Origin of the sequence: Frigoribacterium sp. Leaf44 (assembly GCF_001421865.1) — a bacterium.
In the GTDB taxonomy this organism is placed as follows: domain Bacteria; phylum Actinomycetota; class Actinomycetes; order Actinomycetales; family Microbacteriaceae; genus Frigoribacterium.
On record NZ_LMLG01000005.1, the window covers coordinates 109,779 to 126,659 of the forward strand.

Genomic DNA, 16,881 nt, shown 5'->3' on the forward strand with positions numbered 1-16,881 from the left:
ACGACGCGCACCCGGCGCGACCGAGGGAGGCCCCGTGCGCGTGCTCGTCGTCGAGGACCAGGCGACCCTGGCCGAGGGGTTGCGGCTCGGGCTCGAGGCCGAGGGCATCGCGGTCGACGTCGCGGCGACCGGCACCGACGGGCTCTGGCGCACCCGCGAGGGCACGTACGACGTGGTCGTCCTCGACATCATGTTGCCCGGCATGAGCGGCTACGCCGTCTGCCGGGCCATGCGCGAGGGCGGCGACTGGACCCCCGTCATCGTGCTCACCGCCAAGGACGGCGAGTGGGACCAGGTCGAGGCCCTCGACACCGGCGCGGACGACTACCTCACCAAGCCGTTCTCGTTCGCCGTCCTGCTGGCCCGGTTGCGCGCCCTGGTCCGCCGTGGTGCCCGCGAACGGCCGGTCGTGCTCGAGGCCGGTGACCTGCGCGTCGACCCGGCCTCCCGCAGCGTCCACCGCGGCGACGTCGCGGTCGAGCTCACCAGCCGCGAGTTCGCGGTGCTCGAGTTCCTCATGCGCCACGCCGGCAGCGTCGTCACCAAGCGCGAGGTGCTCGACGGCGTGTGGAACGACGACTTCGAGGGCGACCCCAACATCGTCGAGGTCTACGTGCGCCACCTGCGCAACAAGGTCGACCGCCCGTTCGGGCGCGAGGCCATCGTCACGCTGCGCGGGGCGGGCTACCGTCTGGAGGCGCGGGGTGGCTGAGCGCGCCCCTCGCGTCCCGGTGCCCGGGCCCGGGCCCTCGGCCGGCACCGGGCCGGGTCGCGCTCGACGGGCGTCGCTGCGCTCCCGCATCACCGCGGCCGCCGTGCTCGCCGTCGCACTGACCCTCGGCGTGTTCACGCTCGTCTTCGCGCTCGTGCAACAGGCCGTGCTCGCCGACGGCCCGCGCCGGTCCGCCTCGGCCGACGTGGACCGCGCCGTGTCGGCCCTGGCGATCGGTTCGACGCCCGACGTGGCAGTCGCGGGCGAGGCGGAGGGAGCCCTCGTCGTCGTGACCGACTCCTCGGGCCGCGTGCTCGCCGCCGGGGGAGAAGACGACCTCGTCGAGTCCGCCTCGTCGCTCGCGGCGGCCGGGTCGGGTGACCGCGTGACGCTCGACGGCGACCGGTTCGTCGTCGAACGGGACGACGTCGGGGTCGAGACCACGCCGACGCCGAGCGCGGAACCGACGCCGACCGCGTCCTCGCGGTCCGGCGACGACGACGATGACGACGCCGCGGAAGACGCCGACGACGTCGCCGACGACTCGACCCCGACGCCCGAGGCCACCCCCGAACCCGCCGAGACGGTGACGACCGAGTACGGCGTCGTGGCCGCACGCTCCCTCGACGAGGCGAGCGCCGCCTCCTCGGCCAGCCTCGTGACGCTCGGGGTCGCGATCCCCGTGGCGCTGCTCGTGCTCGGCGTCACGACCTGGCTCGTGGTCGGCCGTGCCCTGCGCCCGGTCGAGTCGATGCGACGCGAGGTCGACGCGGTCACGGCGCAGAGCCTGTCGCACCGACTGCCCGACCCGGGTGGCAGCGACGAGATCGCCCGCCTCGCCCGCACGCTGAACGGCATGCTCGACCGGCTCGACTCGTCGGCGACGGCCCAGCGGCGCTTCGTCGGCGACGCCTCGCACGAGCTCAAGACGCCGCTCGCCACGATCAGGCAGCACGCCGAGGTCGCGCTGCTGCACCCCGGCAGCATCGACGGTGCGGCCCTGGCCGACACCGTCCTCGGCGAGGAGGCGCGGCTGACGGCGCTCGTGCAGGGTCTGTTGGTCCTCGCCCGGGCGGACGAGGGCGCCCTCGGGGTGACGCGTCGCCCGGTCGACCTCGACGATCTCGTGGTCGCCGAGACCGCCCGCCTGCGCGGCGTCGCCCGTCCCGACGGTCGGGGGTCGCTCGCCGTCGACGCCACGGCCGTCGGCCCGGCCCGCGTGGACGGCGACGAGGGACTGCTCGGCCAGGTCGTGCACAACCTCGTGGCGAACGCGGCCCGGCACGCCGACACCCGCGTCGCCGTCGCCCTCGACGAGCGCGACGGGCGCGCCGTGCTCACCGTCGACGACGACGGGGCCGGGGTCGCCGAGGCCGACCGAGAGCGGGTCTTCGAGCGGTTCGTCCGCCTGGACGAGGCCCGCGCCCGCGACTCGGGCGGCAGCGGGTTGGGGCTGGCGATCGTCCGCGAGATCGTCCGGGTGCACGGGGGCTCGGTCTCGATCACCACGTCGCCGCTCGGGGGTGCCCGCTTCGTGGTCGACCTCCCCGCCGGCCCCGTCTGACCCGAGGGCCACCCGCCCTGCCCCGGTGAGGCGACCCGCGCCTCCTGAACGGTTCTTCAGCGGGCTTCAGCACGGCTTCAGTGCTCGCTCGCGAGAGTGGGGTCACCAGCTCGAGAGAGCGACAGACCGGCCGCCCGGCGGCCCCACGAACGGAGCGAACCATGCTGAAGAACACCCTCACCAAGAAGAAGTCCCTGCTGATCGCCGGCGGCATCGCGGGCGTCCTCGTGCTGGGCGGCGGCGGCGTGGCGCTCGCCTCGGGCCTCGACGACGGCGTCTCCGCGCAGACCCGCGACCGGGCCCAGGAGGCGGCGCTCGCCGAGACCGGCGGCGGCACCGTGACCGAGGTGGACACCCTCGACGACGGACTCGCCGGTTACGAGGTCGAGGTCGTCCTGCCCGACGGGCGCGAGGCGACGGTGCTGCTCGGCGGCGACTACTCCGTCACCTCGAGCCGCGTCGACGACGACTCGCGGGGTTCCGGCGCCACCCCGACGCCCGCCGGCGACGACCGTGACGACGACGACTCCCTCGGCTCGGACGCCACCCCGACGCCCGTCGCGGGTTCGGGGCGCGACGACTCGGTCGAGGACTCGACCCGTGGCGACGACGACCTGACCGGCGCCGACTACGACCGGGCCGCGGCCGCCGCCCTCGCCGCCGCCGGTGGGGGCACGGTGACCGACGCCGACCGCAGCGACGACGCCGGCGTGGCCTACGAGGTCGACGTGCGCCTCGACGACGGCACCGAGGTCGACGTCGACCTCGACCAGGCGTTCGGCGTCGTGCGCACCGACGTCGACGCCCGCCGCTGACGGGGGCAGGGCCGCAGCCGGGCCGGTGATGGGAGACTGGTTCCGTGCCCATCTTCTCCGCCGCCCGAGGCGACTACGAGTTCACCGACGCCCACGGCGTGACCGTGCACTACTACGTCTGGAAGGCCGCGACGCCGAAGGCCGTGGTGCAGATCGCGCACGGCCTCGGCGAGTACGCCCTGCGCTACGACGACCTCGCGCAGGACCTCGTGCGGGCCGGCTACACGGTCTACGCGAACGACCACCTCGGCCACGGCGAGACCGGCCTCGGCCAGTGGGACGGCGACCACACGAAGCTCGGCCGGCTCGGCCCGGCCGGGCTGCGCGGGGCGATGGAGGCGGTGGTCCGGTTGACGGGCATCGCACGTTCCGAGAACCCCGGCTCGCCGCTCGTGCTGCTCGGGCACTCGTGGGGCTCGTTGATGGCCCAGAAGCTCGTCGACGAGGGCTCCGACCGGTTCGACGCCGTCGTGCTGAGCGGCACGGCCTACCGGATGCCCGGCAGCATGAACGCGGGCGACCTGAACGCCCGGCACGCCCACCTCGGCGACACCGGCTACGAGTGGCTCAGCCGCGACCAGGCCGTGGTCGACGCGATGGCGGCCGACCCCCTGTCGGTGCAGGCGACGGCCCGTCAGCTGTTCGGCACGGCCGACACGCTGCGGCTGATGGGTCGCCCCTCGACCCGGCTCGCGAGCGACCTGCCCGTGCTCGTGCTCGTCGGCGACGACGACCCGCTCGGCGGCGAGGCCAGCGCCCGCAAGCTCGCCGACGCGTACGTCAACCGCAGTCGGCTCAGCGACGTCGAGCTCGTGGTCTACCAGGGCGCGCGGCACGAGGTGTTCCGCGAGACCAACCGCGACGAGGTCGTGGCCGACCTGGTGCGCTGGCTCGACGACCGCGTGGGGCACCAGGCATAGGCTGCGACCATGCACGGTGAGTACAAGGTCCCAGGCGGCAAGCTCGTGGTCGTCGACCTCGACGTCAGAGAAGGGCGCATCGCCGGGTTCCGTCTCGCCGGTGACTTCTTCCTCGAGCCCGACACGGCGCTCGACGCCGTCGACCGGGCGGTGAACGGCCTGCCGGTCGAGTCCGACGCGGCGACGATCGCGGCGACGATCAAGCAGGGGCTGCCGGATGACGCGGTGCTGCTCGGCTTCTCGCCCGAGGCGATCGCCGTGGCGGTCCGCCGCAGCCTCTCGAAGGCGACCGACTGGCGCGACTACGACTGGCAGATCATCCACGACGCCCCGGTGTCGCCCAACGTGCACCTCGCCCTCGACCAGGTGCTCACCGAAGAGGTCGGAGCGGGCCGCCGCGGGCCCACCCTCCGTTTCTGGGAGTGGGACCAGCCCGCCGTGGTCATCGGCAGCTTCCAGTCGTTGAAGAACGAGGTCGACCTCGACGCCGCCTCGACCCACGGCTTCGAGGTGGTGCGCCGCATCAGCGGCGGCGGCGCGATGTTCATGGACGCCCAGTCGATCGTGACCTACTCGCTCTACGCCCCGGGCGAGCTCGTGCAGGGCATGAGCTTCGCCGACTCGTACGCGTACCTCGACGAGTGGGTCATCACCGCCCTCAAGTCGCTCGGCATCGACGCCTTCTACCAGCCGCTCAACGACATCACGAGCGCCAAGGGCAAGATCGGCGGGGCCGCTCAGAAGCGCCTGGGCAACGGAGCCCTGCTGCACCACGCCACGATGTCGTACGACATGGACGGCGACAAGATGGTGCAGGTCCTGCGCATCGGCCGCGAGAAGATGAGCGACAAGGGCACGACCAGCGCCGCCAAGCGCGTCGACCCGCTGCGCAGCCAGACCGGACTGCCCCGCGCCGAGATCATCGAGCGCCTCAAGCAGACCTTCACCGGGCTCTACGGCGCGACCGAGGGCCACGTCACCGAGGCCGAGCTCGAGAAGGCCGAGCAACTCGTCACCTCGAAGTTCGCGACGCCCGAGTGGCTGGCGCGCGTGCCCTGAGCACGTGAGGGGCGCCGTCGAGGCGACCCGCGCCTCCTGCCGGGGGTCCGCCTCGGCGGCCGGGCCGCGGTCAGCGGTCGAGCAGCTCGCGGTAGTCGACGTGGTCGTCGACGAAGTCGACCACGAACGGGCAGAGCGGCACGACGCGCAGGTCGGTGTTCGCGCGCACGTCGTCGAGGGCACCCTGGACGAGCTGGGCGCCGAGGCCACCGGAACGGCGGCTGGGCTCGATCTCGGTGTGGGTGAAGCGGATCTCGTGGCCGACGACGTCGTAGGCCGCGAAGCCGATCGTCTCGCCGTCCTCGACGAGGGCGTACTGGTTCTGCGTGGGGCGGTTCTCTACCTCGGTGGTCATCCCGACACGCTACGCGCCCCCGGCCGGGAGTCGGGCACGTGTCGGTGCCCGGCAGGCAGCAGAATGGTCGGATGCCCCTCGACTGGACCACCGCCTCCCCGAGCCTCGTGGTCCAGGGCGACAACCTCGACGTCACGGTGCACCTGCCCGACGGTGCTTTCACGATCGTCTACCTCGACCCTCCCTTCAACACGGGGCGCCAGCAGCGGCGCCGGTCCACGACGTCGGTGCGCAGCGCCGAGGACTCGATCACCTCGGTGACGGGCTTCAAGGGCGTGCAGTACGAGCGCATCCGCGGCGATCTGATGGGCTACGACGACCGCTTCGAGGACTACTGGTCGTTCCTCGAGCCGCGCCTGGCCGAGGCCTGGCGGCTGCTCGCGCCCGACGGCACGCTCTACCTGCACCTCGACTACCGCGAGGCGCACTACGCGAAGGTGCTGCTCGACGCCCTGTTCGGGCGCGACTGCTTCTTGAACGAGATCATCTGGGCCTACGACTACGGCGCGAAGAGCCGCAACCGGTGGCCGACCAAGCACGACACGATCCTGGTCTATGTGAAAGACCCCAAGAGGTACCACTTCGACTCGACGAGCGTCGACCGCGAGCCGTACATGGCTCCCGGGCTCGTCACGCCCGAGAAGGTCGCCCGGGGCAAACTGCCGACCGACGTGTGGTGGCACACCATCGTGTCGCCGACGGGTCGTGAGAAGACCGGTTACCCGACGCAGAAGCCCGAGGGCGTGCTGCGCCGCATCGTGCAGGCCTCGAGCCGCGAGGGCGACTGGGTGCTCGACTTCTTCGCCGGCAGCGGCACCACCGGAGCGGTCGCGGATGCCCTCGGTCGTCGTTACCTGCTCGTCGACAGCAACGAGGAGGCGGTGGCCGTCATGCGCAGACGGCTCCCGTCGGCGCAGGTCGAGACGGTCTGACGGCGTGCAGGTCGGCGGCCGAGACGGCCGTCGTCACCGACCCGCGGACGAACGACACCAGTTGCTCGTGGGTGAGACCCTGCATCTGCTGGGCGGAGAAGCCCGACGGGCTCGTCATCGCATGACGCCGAGCGCGAGGAGCAGGGCGGCGACGAGACTGACGCTCGCGCCGGTGGCAGCCGTCGCGATGACGGCCAGCGTTCGTCGGCGGGCGGTGTCGCGCACCTCGGAGAAGGCGCTGCGGGTTGAGGTGGTGCGGTCGCTGCGAGCGACGTCGATCGTGGTCATGTTCGGCTCGTCTCCGGCACCCCTGCGATGCCTGGCGGAACGGTGGGACTTCGGACGGTCACGACACCGCCGTGAATCGGCGTCGTGCGGTCAGACTGTCACGTCGATGGTTAGTCGATCTAGTCAGTTCACCAGTTGTTCGCTCAACGGCTAGGACGAACGGTGGCCCGTGCCCGTGCCCGTGCCCGTGCCCGTGGCCTTGCCCGTGCCCGTGTCCGCGCGGTCGACCACATCGCCGTCGACGTGGTGGTCGTCGATCTCGATCGCGGCCGTCATGCGCTGCAGGAAGCCCACGACCACGGCCGCCTGGTCGGCGTCGAGCGATTCGGCCGTCGAGATCATGCGGGCGTGCATCGCCGCCATGGTGTCGCGCACCTCGGTGTTCGACTCGCCCGTGGCGGTCAGCAGGACCCCGCGCTTGTCGGACGGGTGAGGGTGGCGCAGCATGTGCCCGCTCGCGACGAGACGGTTGATCAGGACCGAGGTCGAGGCCGAGGTGATCTTCAGCTGGGCGGCCAGTTCTTTCGCGCTGACGGGGTCGCCGAGCCGCTGGGCCCGGAGCAGGAACCGCAGGGCGGCGAGGTCGGTGTCGTTCATCTTCATCGACTTGCGGGTGCGGGCCCGCATCGCGACCTCGGCGGCGCGGTAGGCGCGGAGGGTGTTCAGCACCGTGACGCCGCGCTCTTCGGTGCTGCTGCTGTACCAATAGCCGGACGCGTCGAAGGGCGCGGCAGTGGCGTGCTGATCGGGCATGAGGTGAAGTCTAGCCCACGTTGCTAGACCGTCTAGAGAAAAGAAGATGCTGATCAGGATTTTTCTCGTTGTCAACCCCTGTGCAGCGGCTCATGGCCGTCCTAGGCTCGACACGTCCGCCTCGCGTGGGCAGAGACGTCCCCCGAGTCGACCAGAGCTTCACGCAGGGGATCGACCCGGTGGGGCGTCCCGGGACGGAGAAAGGCCGCACACCCCGTGGGTGTGCGGCCTTCGGTCGTCTCGCCTCCCGCGTGAGCTTCACGGGCAGGGAACGCCGGACGCGGGACGAACCGTTCGGCACCGAAGTGCCGTCCAGGGAACGCTACCCGACACCTGCCGTGTCGCGACACCAGCTCGGGCGCATCCGAGGCCGGGCGGTCTCCCCGAGGGGCGCGCGATCAGGGCCGTGGCGGGGTGTCGTCACGCCGCTGGCCCGCGGGCACGACGTCGATCGAGCCGGTGTCGGGTGCGACGAGCGAGCCGGTCTGAGCGGCGGCGGCCTGGGCCGAGAGCGCGGCGTCGGCGGCCACGGCGGCTCGCGCGTCGTCGGCCGCCTCGTCGATGGCCGACTTCTGACGCAGCGGCGTGGCCTTGAGGAAGAAGCTCAGCACGAAGGCCACCAGCACGACCGCCAGGGCGACCCAGAACACGGTCACCGCCGCGTTCGCGAAGCCGTCGAGGAACGGGGCGGCGAGGCGTCGGTCGGCCGTGTTGAGGAACGACGTGTTGCCGTCGAGTGCCCCGCTGACCTGCGACGTGTCACCGTTGCCGGCCGCCTGGTAGAGCTTCAGGATCGAGGCGTTCGCCGGGTCGGTCAGCACGGACTGGTCGGCGAGGGCGGCCTGGGCTCGGCCCTGCAGGCTCGAGTCGGCGAACGCGGCGGCGATGGTCTGGGGGATGCGGCTGAACAGCACCGAGAACAGCACGGCCGTGCCGAGCGTGCCGCCGATCTGCCGGAAGAACGTCGACGCCGACGTGGCCACGCCGATGTCGCGGGCGCCGACCGAGTTCTGCGAGGCGATGGTCAGGGTCTGCATCAGCTGCCCGAGACCCAGGCCGACGAGCAGCATGCCGACCATCATGAACCAGTACGGCTTGTCGAACGAGAGGTTCGTGAACCAGAAGAACCCGGCGGCCATGAACGCCGTGCCCGTGATCGGGAAGATCTTGTACCTGCCCGTGCGGGAGATGAGCTGGCCGGCGACGATCGACGAGATCATCAGGCCGGCGATCATCGGCAGCATCTGGAAGCCGCTCTCGGTCGGCGTCGCGCCGTTCACGAGCTGCAGGTACAGCGGCACCGTCAGCAGGGCGCCGAACATGCCGAAGCCGACGAGCACGCCCAGCACGGTCGCCATCGAGAAGGTCGGGTTGCGGAACAGCTTGAGCGGGATCAGCGCGTCGTCGCCCATCGACCGCTCGATCACGACGAACGCGACGATGCCGACCGCTCCGATCACGTAGCAGGCGAAGGCCCCGGGCGAGCTCCAGCCCCAGGTGCGGCCCTGCTCGGCCACCAGCAGCAGGGGCACGGCGGCCACGATGACGGCGGCGGCGCCGAACCAGTCGATGCGCACGTTCTCGCGTCGCTTCTGGCCCGGGATGTGCAGGAACCGTACGACGATGAACAGCGCCACGATGCCGATCGGCACGTTGATGAGGAACACCCAGCGCCAGCCGGTGACGAAGAGGATCTGGTCGGCTCCGGCGAACAGTCCGCCGACGAGCGGACCGATGACGCTCGAGATGCCGAACACGGCGAGGAAGTAGCCCTGGTACTTCGCGCGCTCACGCGGGGCCAGGATGTCGCCCATGATCGTCAGCGGCAGGGCCATGAGGCCACCGGCGCCCATGCCCTGGATCGCCCGGAAGATGGCGAGCTGGTACATGCTCTCGGAGAAGCCGGCCGCGACGGACCCGAGCAAGAAGATCGTGATCGCGATCAGGAAGAGCGGTCGCCTCCCGAAGATGTCGCTGAGCTTGCCGTAGATCGGCGTCGAGATGGTCGACACGATCAGGTAGGCGGTGGTCACCCAGGCCTGCAGGCTGAGCCCGTCGAGGTCGTCGGCGATCGTCCGCATCGAGGTGCCGACGATCGTCTGGTCGAGGGCCGAGAGGAACATTCCCGCCATCAGGCCGAAGATGACGTACAGGATCTGGCGGTGGGTCATCAGGCCCTGGCGCTCGGCGGGGGCCGTGGTCGTGGGGGCTGGGGCGGCGCTCGACATGGTGTCTCTTCTGTCTGGAAGTGGAAGGCGCGACGAGGAATTGCGCAGTACGCAAAGTTACTTCACGGGCAAGCATCCGACAACAAGAGGAATCGTCCCTCGTGGTGTCCGTCCGTGTCGATCCGGTGCTCGTGACTAGGCTCGACGCGATGTCACGCCGCCCCTCCCTGCCGCACCCCGCGGCCACCGTCCTGGCCGTCGTCCTCTCGACGGGCCTGCTGGCCGCGTGCTCGGGGGGCGCGCCCGAGCCGAGCCCGAGCACGTCGGCCGCGACCGTCTCGCCGACGGTCACCCCCACCCCGACCCCGACCGAGGAGGCGCCTCCTACGTCCCCCACGACACCCGCGTTCGACAAGGCGGCCCGGTCGGTCGACGACCCCGCCAGCCTCTGGGTGGTCAGCGACAAGCTGCGCCCCCTCGACCCGGTCGACTACGTGCCCGCCGACCTCGTCACGCCCGACGTGACGCACCAGAACCCGCCGACGCTGCGCGCCGAGGCCGCCGCCGCGGTCGTCGCCATGTTCCAGGCGGGCGAGGCCGAGGGGGCCGGGGCGTTCCAGGTGCAGAGCGCGTACCGCTCGTACGACACCCAGGTGAGCGTCTACGCCGGCTGGGTCCAGCGCCTCGGGCAGGCGCAGGCCGACGCCCAGAGCGCCCGCCCCGGCTTCAGCGAACACCAGACCGGGCTCGCCCTCGACATCAGCCCGGTGCCGCTCAGCTGTGCGCTGCAGGCCTGCTTCGGCGACACACCGCAGGGGCAGTGGCTGGCGGCCAACGCGTGGCGCTTCGGGTTCTTGCTGCGCTACCCGGCCGACAAGGTCGCCGTGACCGGTTTCACGTTCGAGCCGTGGCACTTCCGGTACGTGGGCGTTCCGCTCGCCACCGAGATGCACGACACGGGCGTCACCACGCTCGAGGAGTTCTTCGGCCTCCCCGCCGCCCCCGACTACGCCGGCTGAGCCGGCAGCCTGCGTGCCGCCGCCCGCCCGCCGCGCGGCCCAGCGAACGCACGACGGGCGTGTTCGTCGGACACGGGCGACCGAAGTCGCCCGTCCGTCACGAACACGCCCGTCGGGCGGTGCGGGAGGCGCGGGTCAGGCGCCCAGCGCGGCGTCGACGATGGTCTTGGCCTCGGCCTGGACGCGGGCGAGGTGCTCGGGACCCTCGAACGACTCGGCGTAGATCTTGTAGACGTCCTCGGTGCCGCTCGGGCGTGCCGCGAACCAGGCCTTGTCGGTGACGACCTTGACGCCGCCGACGGCCGCGTCGTTGCCCGGGGCCTTGCTGAGCTTCGCCGTGATGCGGTCGCCGGCGAGTTCGGTCGCCTCGATGGCGTCGCCGTCGAGCTTGCCCAGACGGGTCTTCTGCTCTTTCGTCGCCGCCGCGTCGACCCGCTGGTAGACCGGGTCGCCGAACTTCTCGACGAGCTCGGCGTACAGCTGCGACGGGGTCTTGCCGGTGACGGCGATGATCTCGCTCGCCAGCAGGGCCAGCAGGATGCCGTCCTTGTCCGTCGTCCAGACGGTGCCGTCCTTGCGCAGGAACGACGCGCCGGCGCTCTCTTCGCCACCGAACGCGACCGAGCCGTCCACCAGGCCGGGCACGAACCACTTGAAGCCGACCGGGACCTCCCACAGGCGGCGTCCGTGCGACTCGGCGACCTTGTCGATGATGCTCGACGACACGAGGGTCTTGCCGATCGCGGCGTCGTCGCGCCACTCGGGGCGGTGCGTGTAGAGGTAGTCGATGGCGACCGCGAGGTAGTGGTTCGGGTTCATCAGGCCGCCGTCGGGCGTGACGATGCCGTGGCGGTCGGCGTCGGCGTCGTTGCCCGTGAGTACGTCGAACTCGTCCTTGCGGTGCACGACGCTCGCCATGGCCGAGGGGCTGGACGGGTCCATGCGGATCTTGCCGTCCCAGTCGAGCGTCATGAAGCGCCAGGTCGGGTCGACGCCGGGGTTCGTGACCGTGAGGTCGAGGCCGTAGACGTCGCGGATCGCACCCCAGTACTCGACGCTCGCGCCACCGAGCGGGTCGGCGCCGATCTTCACGCCGGCCTTCTTGATGGCGTCGATGTCGATGATGTTGACGAGGTCGCCCACGTAGCCGCGCAGGAAGTCGTGGCGGCCGGGCGTGCCGACGCCACGCTTCACGTCGACGTTGCCGGCGGCGATGATCTCGTTGGCACGGTTCGCGATCCAGTTCGTGGCGTCGCTGTCGGCCGGTCCGCCGTGCGGCGGGTTGTACTTGAAGCCGCCGTCGCGGGGCGGGTTGTGACTGGGGGTGACGACGATGCCGTCGGCCTTGTCGGTGTTGGCCGGGTCGTTGTTGTACACGAGGATCGCGTGGCTCAGCGCGGGCGTCGGCACGTAGCCGCCCTCGGCGTCGGCCAGCACCTTCACGTCGTTGCCGGTGAGCACCTCGACCGCGGTGCGCTCGGCCGGGCCGCTGAGGATGTGCGTGTCGCGGCCGATGAACAGCGGGCCGGTGATGCCCTGGCCCGCGCGGTACTCGACGATCGCCTGCGTGATGGCGGCGATGTGGGTCTCGTTGAAGGCGGCGTCGAGCGAGGACCCACGGTGGCCCGAGGTGCCGAAGACGACCTTCTGCTCGACCTCGCCGACGTCGGGGACGAGCTCGTAGTACGCGGCCGTGACCTCTTCGGGGTCGATCAGGTCGCTGGCTTCTGCGGGGGTTCCGGCACGGTCGGTCATGGGGACATCCTGGCACCCGGCGACGACCTTCGTCGCGGTGCCCGGGCGGCTCTCAGTAGGCTCCTCGTCATGCCGACCCGCGCCTCCTCGACGACCTACAGCTACCTCGGGCCCGCGGGCACGTTCACCGAGGCGGCGCTCAAGCAGGTGCCCGAGGCCGTCGGAGCCACCTGGAAGAGCGTCAACAACGTCGGCGAGGCCCTGGCCGACGTCGTCTCGGGCGTCAGCACGGCCGCGATGATCGCCATCGAGAACAGCGTCGAGGGCGGGGTCAGCGCGACCCAGGACGCCCTCGCCACGGTGCCGGGCCTCCGCATCGTCGGCGAGTACCTGGTGCGCGTCAACTTCGTGCTCGTCGCCCGTCCGGGCACCCGCATCGAGGAGGTGCGGGTCGTCAACGCGCACCCGGTCGCCTACGCGCAGACCCACCGCTGGCTCGAGCGCGCCCTGCCCGGCCACGGGCACCTGCCGGCGTCGTCGAACGTGGCCGCCGCCGCGTCGCTGCTCGAGGAGGGAGGGGTCGGGGGCTCCGCGGACGCCGCGGTCGCGCCTCCCGGCATCACCGACCACCACGACCTCGAGGTGCTCGCCCGCGACATCGGCGACAACGACCAGGCCGTCACGCGCTTCGTGCTGGTGAGCCGCACGGTTCCCGTGCCTCCCGCGACCGGCGCCGACAAGACCAGCCTGATCGTCGAGCTGCCGACCGACGGCTCGGGCGCGCTGGTCGACATGCTCGAGCAGTTCGCGACCCGCGGCATCAACCTCAGCCTGATCCAGTCCCGGCCGATCGGCGACGCCCTCGGGCGCTACCGGTTCGTGATCGACCTCGAGGGGCACGTGCTCGACGAACGCGTCGCGGACGCCCTGCTCGGGCTGAAGCGGTTCAGCCCGAGCGTGATGTTCCTCGGGTCGTACCCGCGCGCCGACGGTGCCCCGGCCGAGGTCTCGCCGCGGTACGACGACGAGGCCTTCGTCGAGGCTCGCGACTGGCTGCGCGGGTTGATCAGCGGCCTGCGCTGACGACCGGCCTCGCTCGGCCGGCCGCCCGTGCCGATCAGGCGTCGGCCGGCACGCGGACGGTCAGGCCGCCCGGGTCGACGACCGCGCGCAGGGCGACGACCTTGCCGACGGAGTCGCCGTCGATCTCGAAGTCCTGGGGGGAGTCGAGGCGGACCACGAGCTTCTTGCCCTTGTTGTAGCGCAGGGTGCGCACCTCGCGGCTGTTGGCGGCGAGGATGCGGCGGCCGACCTGGGTGCGGCGCATGACGCCGTTCTCCCACACGATCTTGACCCAGATCTGCACCCAGCCGAAGAAGCCCTCGGGGCGCAGGGCGACGATGTCGAAGATGCCGTCGTCGATCGCCGCGTCGGGCAGCAGCATGATGTTGGCGGGCAGCAGGCCGCAGTTGCCGACGATGATCGTGTGGGCGCGCATCGACTTGCGGCCCTGGTCGTCGAGCTCGTACCGGACGTCGATCTTGTTGTCGTCGCGGAGCGCGCGGGCGATGGCGTCGACGTAGGCGAGCCACCCGACGCGCTTCTTCAGCTCGTCGTTGGTGTTCGCGAGCATCTTCGCGTCGAGGCCGACGCCCGCCATGACGACGAACGCCTTGGTCTCGCGCGAGCCGTCCTCACGCTCGACGTCGACGACGCCGAGGTCGATGTCACGGTCGCGACCGCTGAACGCCGTCGCGATCGAGTCGTCGAGGTTGTCGAGCGAGAGCTCGAGGTTGCGGGCCAACAGGTTGCCCGTGCCCGAGGGCAGCAGGGCGAGGGACGCGTCGGTGCCCTGCAGGGCCTCGGCCACGGCACGCACCGTGCCGTCGCCCCCCGCGGCGATCACCATGTCGACGCCCTCGGCGAGGGCCTGCTTCGTCACCTCGCCGCCCGGGTCTTCCTTGCTGGTCTCGTAGAACTTCGTAGGGGCCCAGCCGTTCGAGAACTCGTGGCGCCCGACGGCCGTCTTGATGGCGTCGAGGTCGACCTTGATCGGGTTGTAGACGACCGCGGCGGTCTGGCGAGCCGTCTCGGGCTCGGATGCCGAGGCGTGCTCGGCGGGGGAGGGGGAGGTGGCGGTCATGGGGCGAGCGTATTGGACGCACCCCCGTGAGGTAACGGGATGGCGAAGGCTCTGTGCAGAACGTCGGCCGCGCGGGTGCCGTTGCCTAGGATGGGCGGGTGATCGATCCCCAGTTGCTTCGTGAATCCCCCGACCTCGTCAAGCAGAGCCAGCGGGCCCGGGGCGACTCCGAGTCGCTGGTCGACGACGCGGTGGCGGCTGACCAGGCCCGCCGCGCGGCGATCGCCGCCTTCGAAGACCTGCGCGCCGAGCAGAACGCCTTCGGCAAGACCGTCGCCAAGGCGCCCAAAGACGAGAAGAAGGCCCTGGTCGCGCAGGCGCAGCAGCTCGCCGCCCGCGTGAAAGAGGCGCAGGTCGCCTCGAACGAGGCCGATGCGGCCTTCGACACGGCCGCGCGCGGCATCGGCAACCTGATCGTCGACGGCGTGCCCTCGGGCGGCGAAGAGAACTTCGTGACGCTCCGTGAGCACGGCACCCGCCCCTCCTTCGATTTCGAGCCGCTCGACCACGCCGACCTCGGCGAGAAGCTCGGCGCGATCGACATCAAACGCGGCACGAAGGTGTCGGGCTCGCGCTTCTACTTCCTGCGGGGCATCGGTGCGCGTCTCGAGCTCGGCCTGATGAACATGGCCCTCGACCTCGCCCTGAAGAACGACTTCACGCCGCTGATCACTCCGACGCTCGTCCGCCCCGAGGTCATGGCGGGCACCGGGTTCCTGGGGTCGCACGCCGACGAGGTCTACCACCTGCCCGCCGACGACCTGTACCTGACCGGCACGAGCGAGGTCGCGCTCGCCGGGTACCACTCCGACGAGATCCTCGACGTCGAGGCCGGCCCGATCCGCTACGCCGGCTGGTCGACCTGCTACCGCCGCGAGGCCGGGGCCGCCGGCAAGGACAACCGGGGCATCCTGCGCGTGCACCAGTTCAACAAGCTCGAGATGTTCAGCTACGTCCACCCCGACCAGGCCGAGGCCGAGCACGACGCGCTCGTGGGCTTCCAAGAGGCCATGCTGCAGGCGCTCGGCCTGACCTACCGCGTCATCGACGTCGCGGCCGGCGACCTCGGCTCGAGCGCCGCGCGCAAGTTCGACATCGAGGCCTGGGTGCCGACGCAGGGCACCTACCGTGAGCTCAGCAGCACGTCGAACTGCACCACCTTCCAGGCCCGGCGCCTCGACACCCGCTACCGCACCGAGAGCGGCAAGACCGCTCCCGTGGCCACGCTGAACGGCACCCTCGCGACCACGCGTTGGCTCGTCGCGATCCTCGAGACGCATCAGCAGGCCGACGGCTCGGTGGTCGTGCCCGAGGCGCTGCGAGGCTACCTCGGCGGCCTCGAGGTCATCGAGCCGGTCGCATGAGCCAGGGCGCTGCCGCACCCCGGCCCGACGACGAGCCCGTGGCCGCCGCCGACCGGTGGCTCGTCGCCCTCGACGTCGACGGCACGATCATGCCCGAGGACGGCACGATCTCCGAGGCCGTCCTGGGTGAGATCACGCGCCTCCACGACCAGGGCCACCAGGTCATGATCGCGACCGGGCGGTCGGTGTCGATGACCTTGCCCGTCATGGAGCGCCTCGGCCTCGTCTCGGACTACGTCGTCTGCGCGAACGGCGCGATCACCCTGGGCCGTGACGAGTCTGCCCCCACGGGGTACCGCCGCGTACACGTCGAAGAATTCGACCCGACCCAGGTGCTGTCGACCATCCGCGAGGCCCTGGCCGACGCCGGCGCCGGCTACGCCGTCGAAGACCAAGAGGGGCTGCTGCGCTACTGCGGGTCGTTCCCCGCCGCGGCGGCCGCGCTCAACGCCGAGAAGGTCGAGTTCGACGACCTCGTCGGTCGACCGGCGACCCGCGTGGTCGTCGTCTCGCCCGACCACGACACCGAGGACTTCCTCACGGCCGTCGAACGCATGGGCCTGCAGCACGTCAACTACAACGTCGGCTGGACGGCCTGGCTCGACATCGCCCCGGACGGCGTCACGAAGGCCACCGCCCTCGAGCGTGTGCGGCAGTGGCTCGACGTGCCGCGGTCGCAGGTGCTGGCCGCAGGTGACGGACGCAACGACATCGACATGCTGCGCTGGGCCGCCGGCGAGGGGCGCGGGGTCGCCATGGGCCAGGCGCCCGACGACGTCGCGGCCGTGGCCAGCGAGCAGACGTCGAGCGACCTGGACGACGGGCTCGCCGAGGTGCTCGCGACGCTCTGAGCCGGTAGACTCGGCCCCGGTTGCCCGATGCGTGCATCCCGCCACGACATGAACACGACGTCACGTTTGTACGTGGCGCAGTGACCACATCGTGGCGGCGTAGCTCGTCAGGCCACCGGGAGGGCTGTCCGAGCGGCCGATGGAGCTTGTCTTGAAAACAAGTGGGCAGAGATGTCTCGTGGGTTCGAATCCCACGCCCTCCGCCAGACGGGTCGCGCGTTCCGCACCGCGCCCCGGAGGGCG

The 16,881-nt window shown here is 71.3% G+C and carries 16 protein-coding genes and 1 tRNA gene; 11 read left to right on the plus strand and 6 right to left on the minus strand.

All coding sequences use genetic code 11. From position 1 onward, the window contains the following. Positions 1–34 precede the first annotated feature (34 nt). The 5 genes from ASE87_RS07805 (at position 35) to ASE87_RS07825 (ending at position 5,070) form a co-directional block, all read left to right on the plus strand. Complete coding sequence (locus tag ASE87_RS07805) at positions 35–712, plus strand: response regulator transcription factor (RefSeq protein WP_043593570.1); 678 nt, start codon at positions 35–37, stop codon at positions 710–712. Next, positions 705–2,276, plus strand: a complete 1,572-nt coding sequence (locus ASE87_RS07810) for a HAMP domain-containing sensor histidine kinase (RefSeq protein WP_200925452.1) — start codon at positions 705–707, stop codon at positions 2,274–2,276. The genes ASE87_RS07805 and ASE87_RS07810 overlap by 8 nt, the downstream gene beginning before the upstream one ends. A gap of 161 nt (positions 2,277–2,437) precedes the next feature. Further along, positions 2,438–3,091 (plus strand): PepSY domain-containing protein, encoded by a 654-nt coding sequence (locus ASE87_RS07815; protein WP_056227373.1) that lies wholly within the window; start codon positions 2,438–2,440, stop codon positions 3,089–3,091. Positions 3,092–3,135: 44 nt separating this feature from the next. Continuing rightward, positions 3,136–4,011, plus strand: a complete 876-nt coding sequence (locus tag ASE87_RS07820) for an alpha/beta fold hydrolase (protein WP_056227375.1) — start codon at positions 3,136–3,138, stop codon at positions 4,009–4,011. A 9-nt stretch (positions 4,012–4,020) separates the two neighbouring features. Then, positions 4,021–5,070, plus strand: a complete 1,050-nt coding sequence (locus ASE87_RS07825) for a biotin/lipoate A/B protein ligase family protein (protein ID WP_056227378.1) — start codon at positions 4,021–4,023, stop codon at positions 5,068–5,070. Positions 5,071–5,140: 70 nt separating this feature from the next. Here ASE87_RS07825 and ASE87_RS07830 read toward each other — a convergent pair whose 3' ends face one another. Continuing rightward, the gene (locus ASE87_RS07830) at positions 5,141–5,425 is read right to left on the minus strand and encodes a GNAT family N-acetyltransferase (RefSeq protein WP_043593575.1); all 285 of its coding nucleotides are present in this window, start codon (positions 5,423–5,425) and stop codon (positions 5,141–5,143) included. Between the two features lie 71 nt (positions 5,426–5,496). Here ASE87_RS07830 and ASE87_RS07835 point away from each other — a divergent pair, with 71 nt between their 5' ends. After that, the gene (locus ASE87_RS07835) at positions 5,497–6,357 is read left to right on the plus strand and encodes a site-specific DNA-methyltransferase (RefSeq protein WP_043593577.1); all 861 of its coding nucleotides are present in this window, start codon (positions 5,497–5,499) and stop codon (positions 6,355–6,357) included. Positions 6,358–6,471: 114 nt separating this feature from the next. Here ASE87_RS07835 and ASE87_RS16060 read toward each other — a convergent pair whose 3' ends face one another. The 3 genes from ASE87_RS16060 to ASE87_RS07845 all read right to left on the minus strand — a co-directional run bounded on the left by ASE87_RS16060 (position 6,472) and on the right by ASE87_RS07845 (position 9,626). After that, positions 6,472–6,645, minus strand: coding sequence for a hypothetical protein (locus ASE87_RS16060; protein ID WP_156155460.1), 174 nt, complete (start codon positions 6,643–6,645; stop codon positions 6,472–6,474). Positions 6,646–6,795: 150 nt separating this feature from the next. Then, the gene (locus tag ASE87_RS07840; protein WP_082452482.1) at positions 6,796–7,398 is read right to left on the minus strand and encodes a MarR family winged helix-turn-helix transcriptional regulator; all 603 of its coding nucleotides are present in this window, start codon (positions 7,396–7,398) and stop codon (positions 6,796–6,798) included. Positions 7,399–7,796: 398 nt separating this feature from the next. Then, the gene (locus ASE87_RS07845; protein ID WP_235472242.1) at positions 7,797–9,626 is read right to left on the minus strand and encodes an MDR family MFS transporter; all 1,830 of its coding nucleotides are present in this window, start codon (positions 9,624–9,626) and stop codon (positions 7,797–7,799) included. Between the two features lie 149 nt (positions 9,627–9,775). On the opposite strand from ASE87_RS07845, the gene ASE87_RS07850 reads away from it, so the two are divergent. Beyond that, positions 9,776–10,585: a M15 family metallopeptidase gene (locus tag ASE87_RS07850; protein ID WP_056227380.1), complete on the plus strand. Its 810-nt coding sequence runs from the start codon at positions 9,776–9,778 to the stop codon at positions 10,583–10,585. A gap of 135 nt (positions 10,586–10,720) precedes the next feature. Here ASE87_RS07850 and pgm read toward each other — a convergent pair whose 3' ends face one another. After that, positions 10,721–12,340 carry a phosphoglucomutase (alpha-D-glucose-1,6-bisphosphate-dependent) gene (pgm, locus tag ASE87_RS07855; RefSeq protein ID WP_043593580.1) on the minus strand — a complete coding sequence of 540 codons (1,620 nt, stop codon included), beginning with the start codon at positions 12,338–12,340 and terminating at the stop codon, positions 10,721–10,723. 69 nt (positions 12,341–12,409) lie between these two features. Between pgm and pheA the strand changes: the two genes are divergently transcribed. Continuing rightward, positions 12,410–13,363 carry a prephenate dehydratase gene (gene pheA / locus ASE87_RS07860; RefSeq protein WP_043593582.1) on the plus strand — a complete coding sequence of 318 codons (954 nt, stop codon included), beginning with the start codon at positions 12,410–12,412 and terminating at the stop codon, positions 13,361–13,363. 34 nt (positions 13,364–13,397) lie between these two features. Here pheA and ASE87_RS07865 read toward each other — a convergent pair whose 3' ends face one another. Then, positions 13,398–14,423 (minus strand): diacylglycerol kinase family protein, encoded by a 1,026-nt coding sequence (locus ASE87_RS07865; protein ID WP_056227383.1) that lies wholly within the window; start codon positions 14,421–14,423, stop codon positions 13,398–13,400. Between the two features lie 98 nt (positions 14,424–14,521). On the opposite strand from ASE87_RS07865, the gene serS reads away from it, so the two are divergent. From serS to ASE87_RS07880, 3 genes are all read left to right on the plus strand, one after another. Then, entirely contained in the window at positions 14,522–15,787 is a 1,266-nt protein-coding gene (gene serS / locus ASE87_RS07870; RefSeq protein ID WP_056227386.1) for a serine--tRNA ligase, read from the plus strand. Next, entirely contained in the window at positions 15,784–16,638 is an 855-nt protein-coding gene (locus ASE87_RS07875) for an HAD family hydrolase (RefSeq protein ID WP_200925453.1), read from the plus strand. The genes serS and ASE87_RS07875 overlap by 4 nt, the downstream gene beginning before the upstream one ends. A gap of 118 nt (positions 16,639–16,756) precedes the next feature. Next, positions 16,757–16,844: transfer RNA gene (locus tag ASE87_RS07880), tRNA-Ser, on the plus strand. Positions 16,845–16,881 lie beyond the last annotated feature (37 nt).

What these genes read in the sequence shown, in the direction of transcription:
- ASE87_RS07815 (WP_056227373.1), top strand. Translation starts at nt 2,438, where the DNA reads ATGCTGAAGAACACCCTCACCAAGAAGAAGTCCCTGCTGATCGCCGGC.
- ASE87_RS07825 (WP_056227378.1), top strand. Translation starts at nt 4,021, where the DNA reads ATGCACGGTGAGTACAAGGTCCCAGGCGGCAAGCTCGTGGTCGTCGAC.
- ASE87_RS07830 (WP_043593575.1), bottom strand. Translation starts at nt 5,425, where the DNA reads ATGACCACCGAGGTAGAGAACCGCCCCACGCAGAACCAGTACGCCCTC.
- ASE87_RS07835 (WP_043593577.1), top strand. Translation starts at nt 5,497, where the DNA reads ATGCCCCTCGACTGGACCACCGCCTCCCCGAGCCTCGTGGTCCAGGGC.
- ASE87_RS16060 (WP_156155460.1), bottom strand. Translation starts at nt 6,645, where the DNA reads ATGACCACGATCGACGTCGCTCGCAGCGACCGCACCACCTCAACCCGC.
- ASE87_RS07840 (WP_082452482.1), bottom strand. Translation starts at nt 7,398, where the DNA reads ATGCCCGATCAGCACGCCACTGCCGCGCCCTTCGACGCGTCCGGCTAT.
- ASE87_RS07845 (WP_235472242.1), bottom strand. Translation starts at nt 9,626, where the DNA reads ATGTCGAGCGCCGCCCCAGCCCCCACGACCACGGCCCCCGCCGAGCGC.
- ASE87_RS07850 (WP_056227380.1), top strand. Translation starts at nt 9,776, where the DNA reads ATGTCACGCCGCCCCTCCCTGCCGCACCCCGCGGCCACCGTCCTGGCC.
- pgm (WP_043593580.1), bottom strand. Translation starts at nt 12,340, where the DNA reads ATGACCGACCGTGCCGGAACCCCCGCAGAAGCCAGCGACCTGATCGAC.
- pheA (WP_043593582.1), top strand. Translation starts at nt 12,410, where the DNA reads ATGCCGACCCGCGCCTCCTCGACGACCTACAGCTACCTCGGGCCCGCG.
- ASE87_RS07865 (WP_056227383.1), bottom strand. Translation starts at nt 14,423, where the DNA reads ATGACCGCCACCTCCCCCTCCCCCGCCGAGCACGCCTCGGCATCCGAG.
- ASE87_RS07875 (WP_200925453.1), top strand. Translation starts at nt 15,784, where the DNA reads ATGAGCCAGGGCGCTGCCGCACCCCGGCCCGACGACGAGCCCGTGGCC.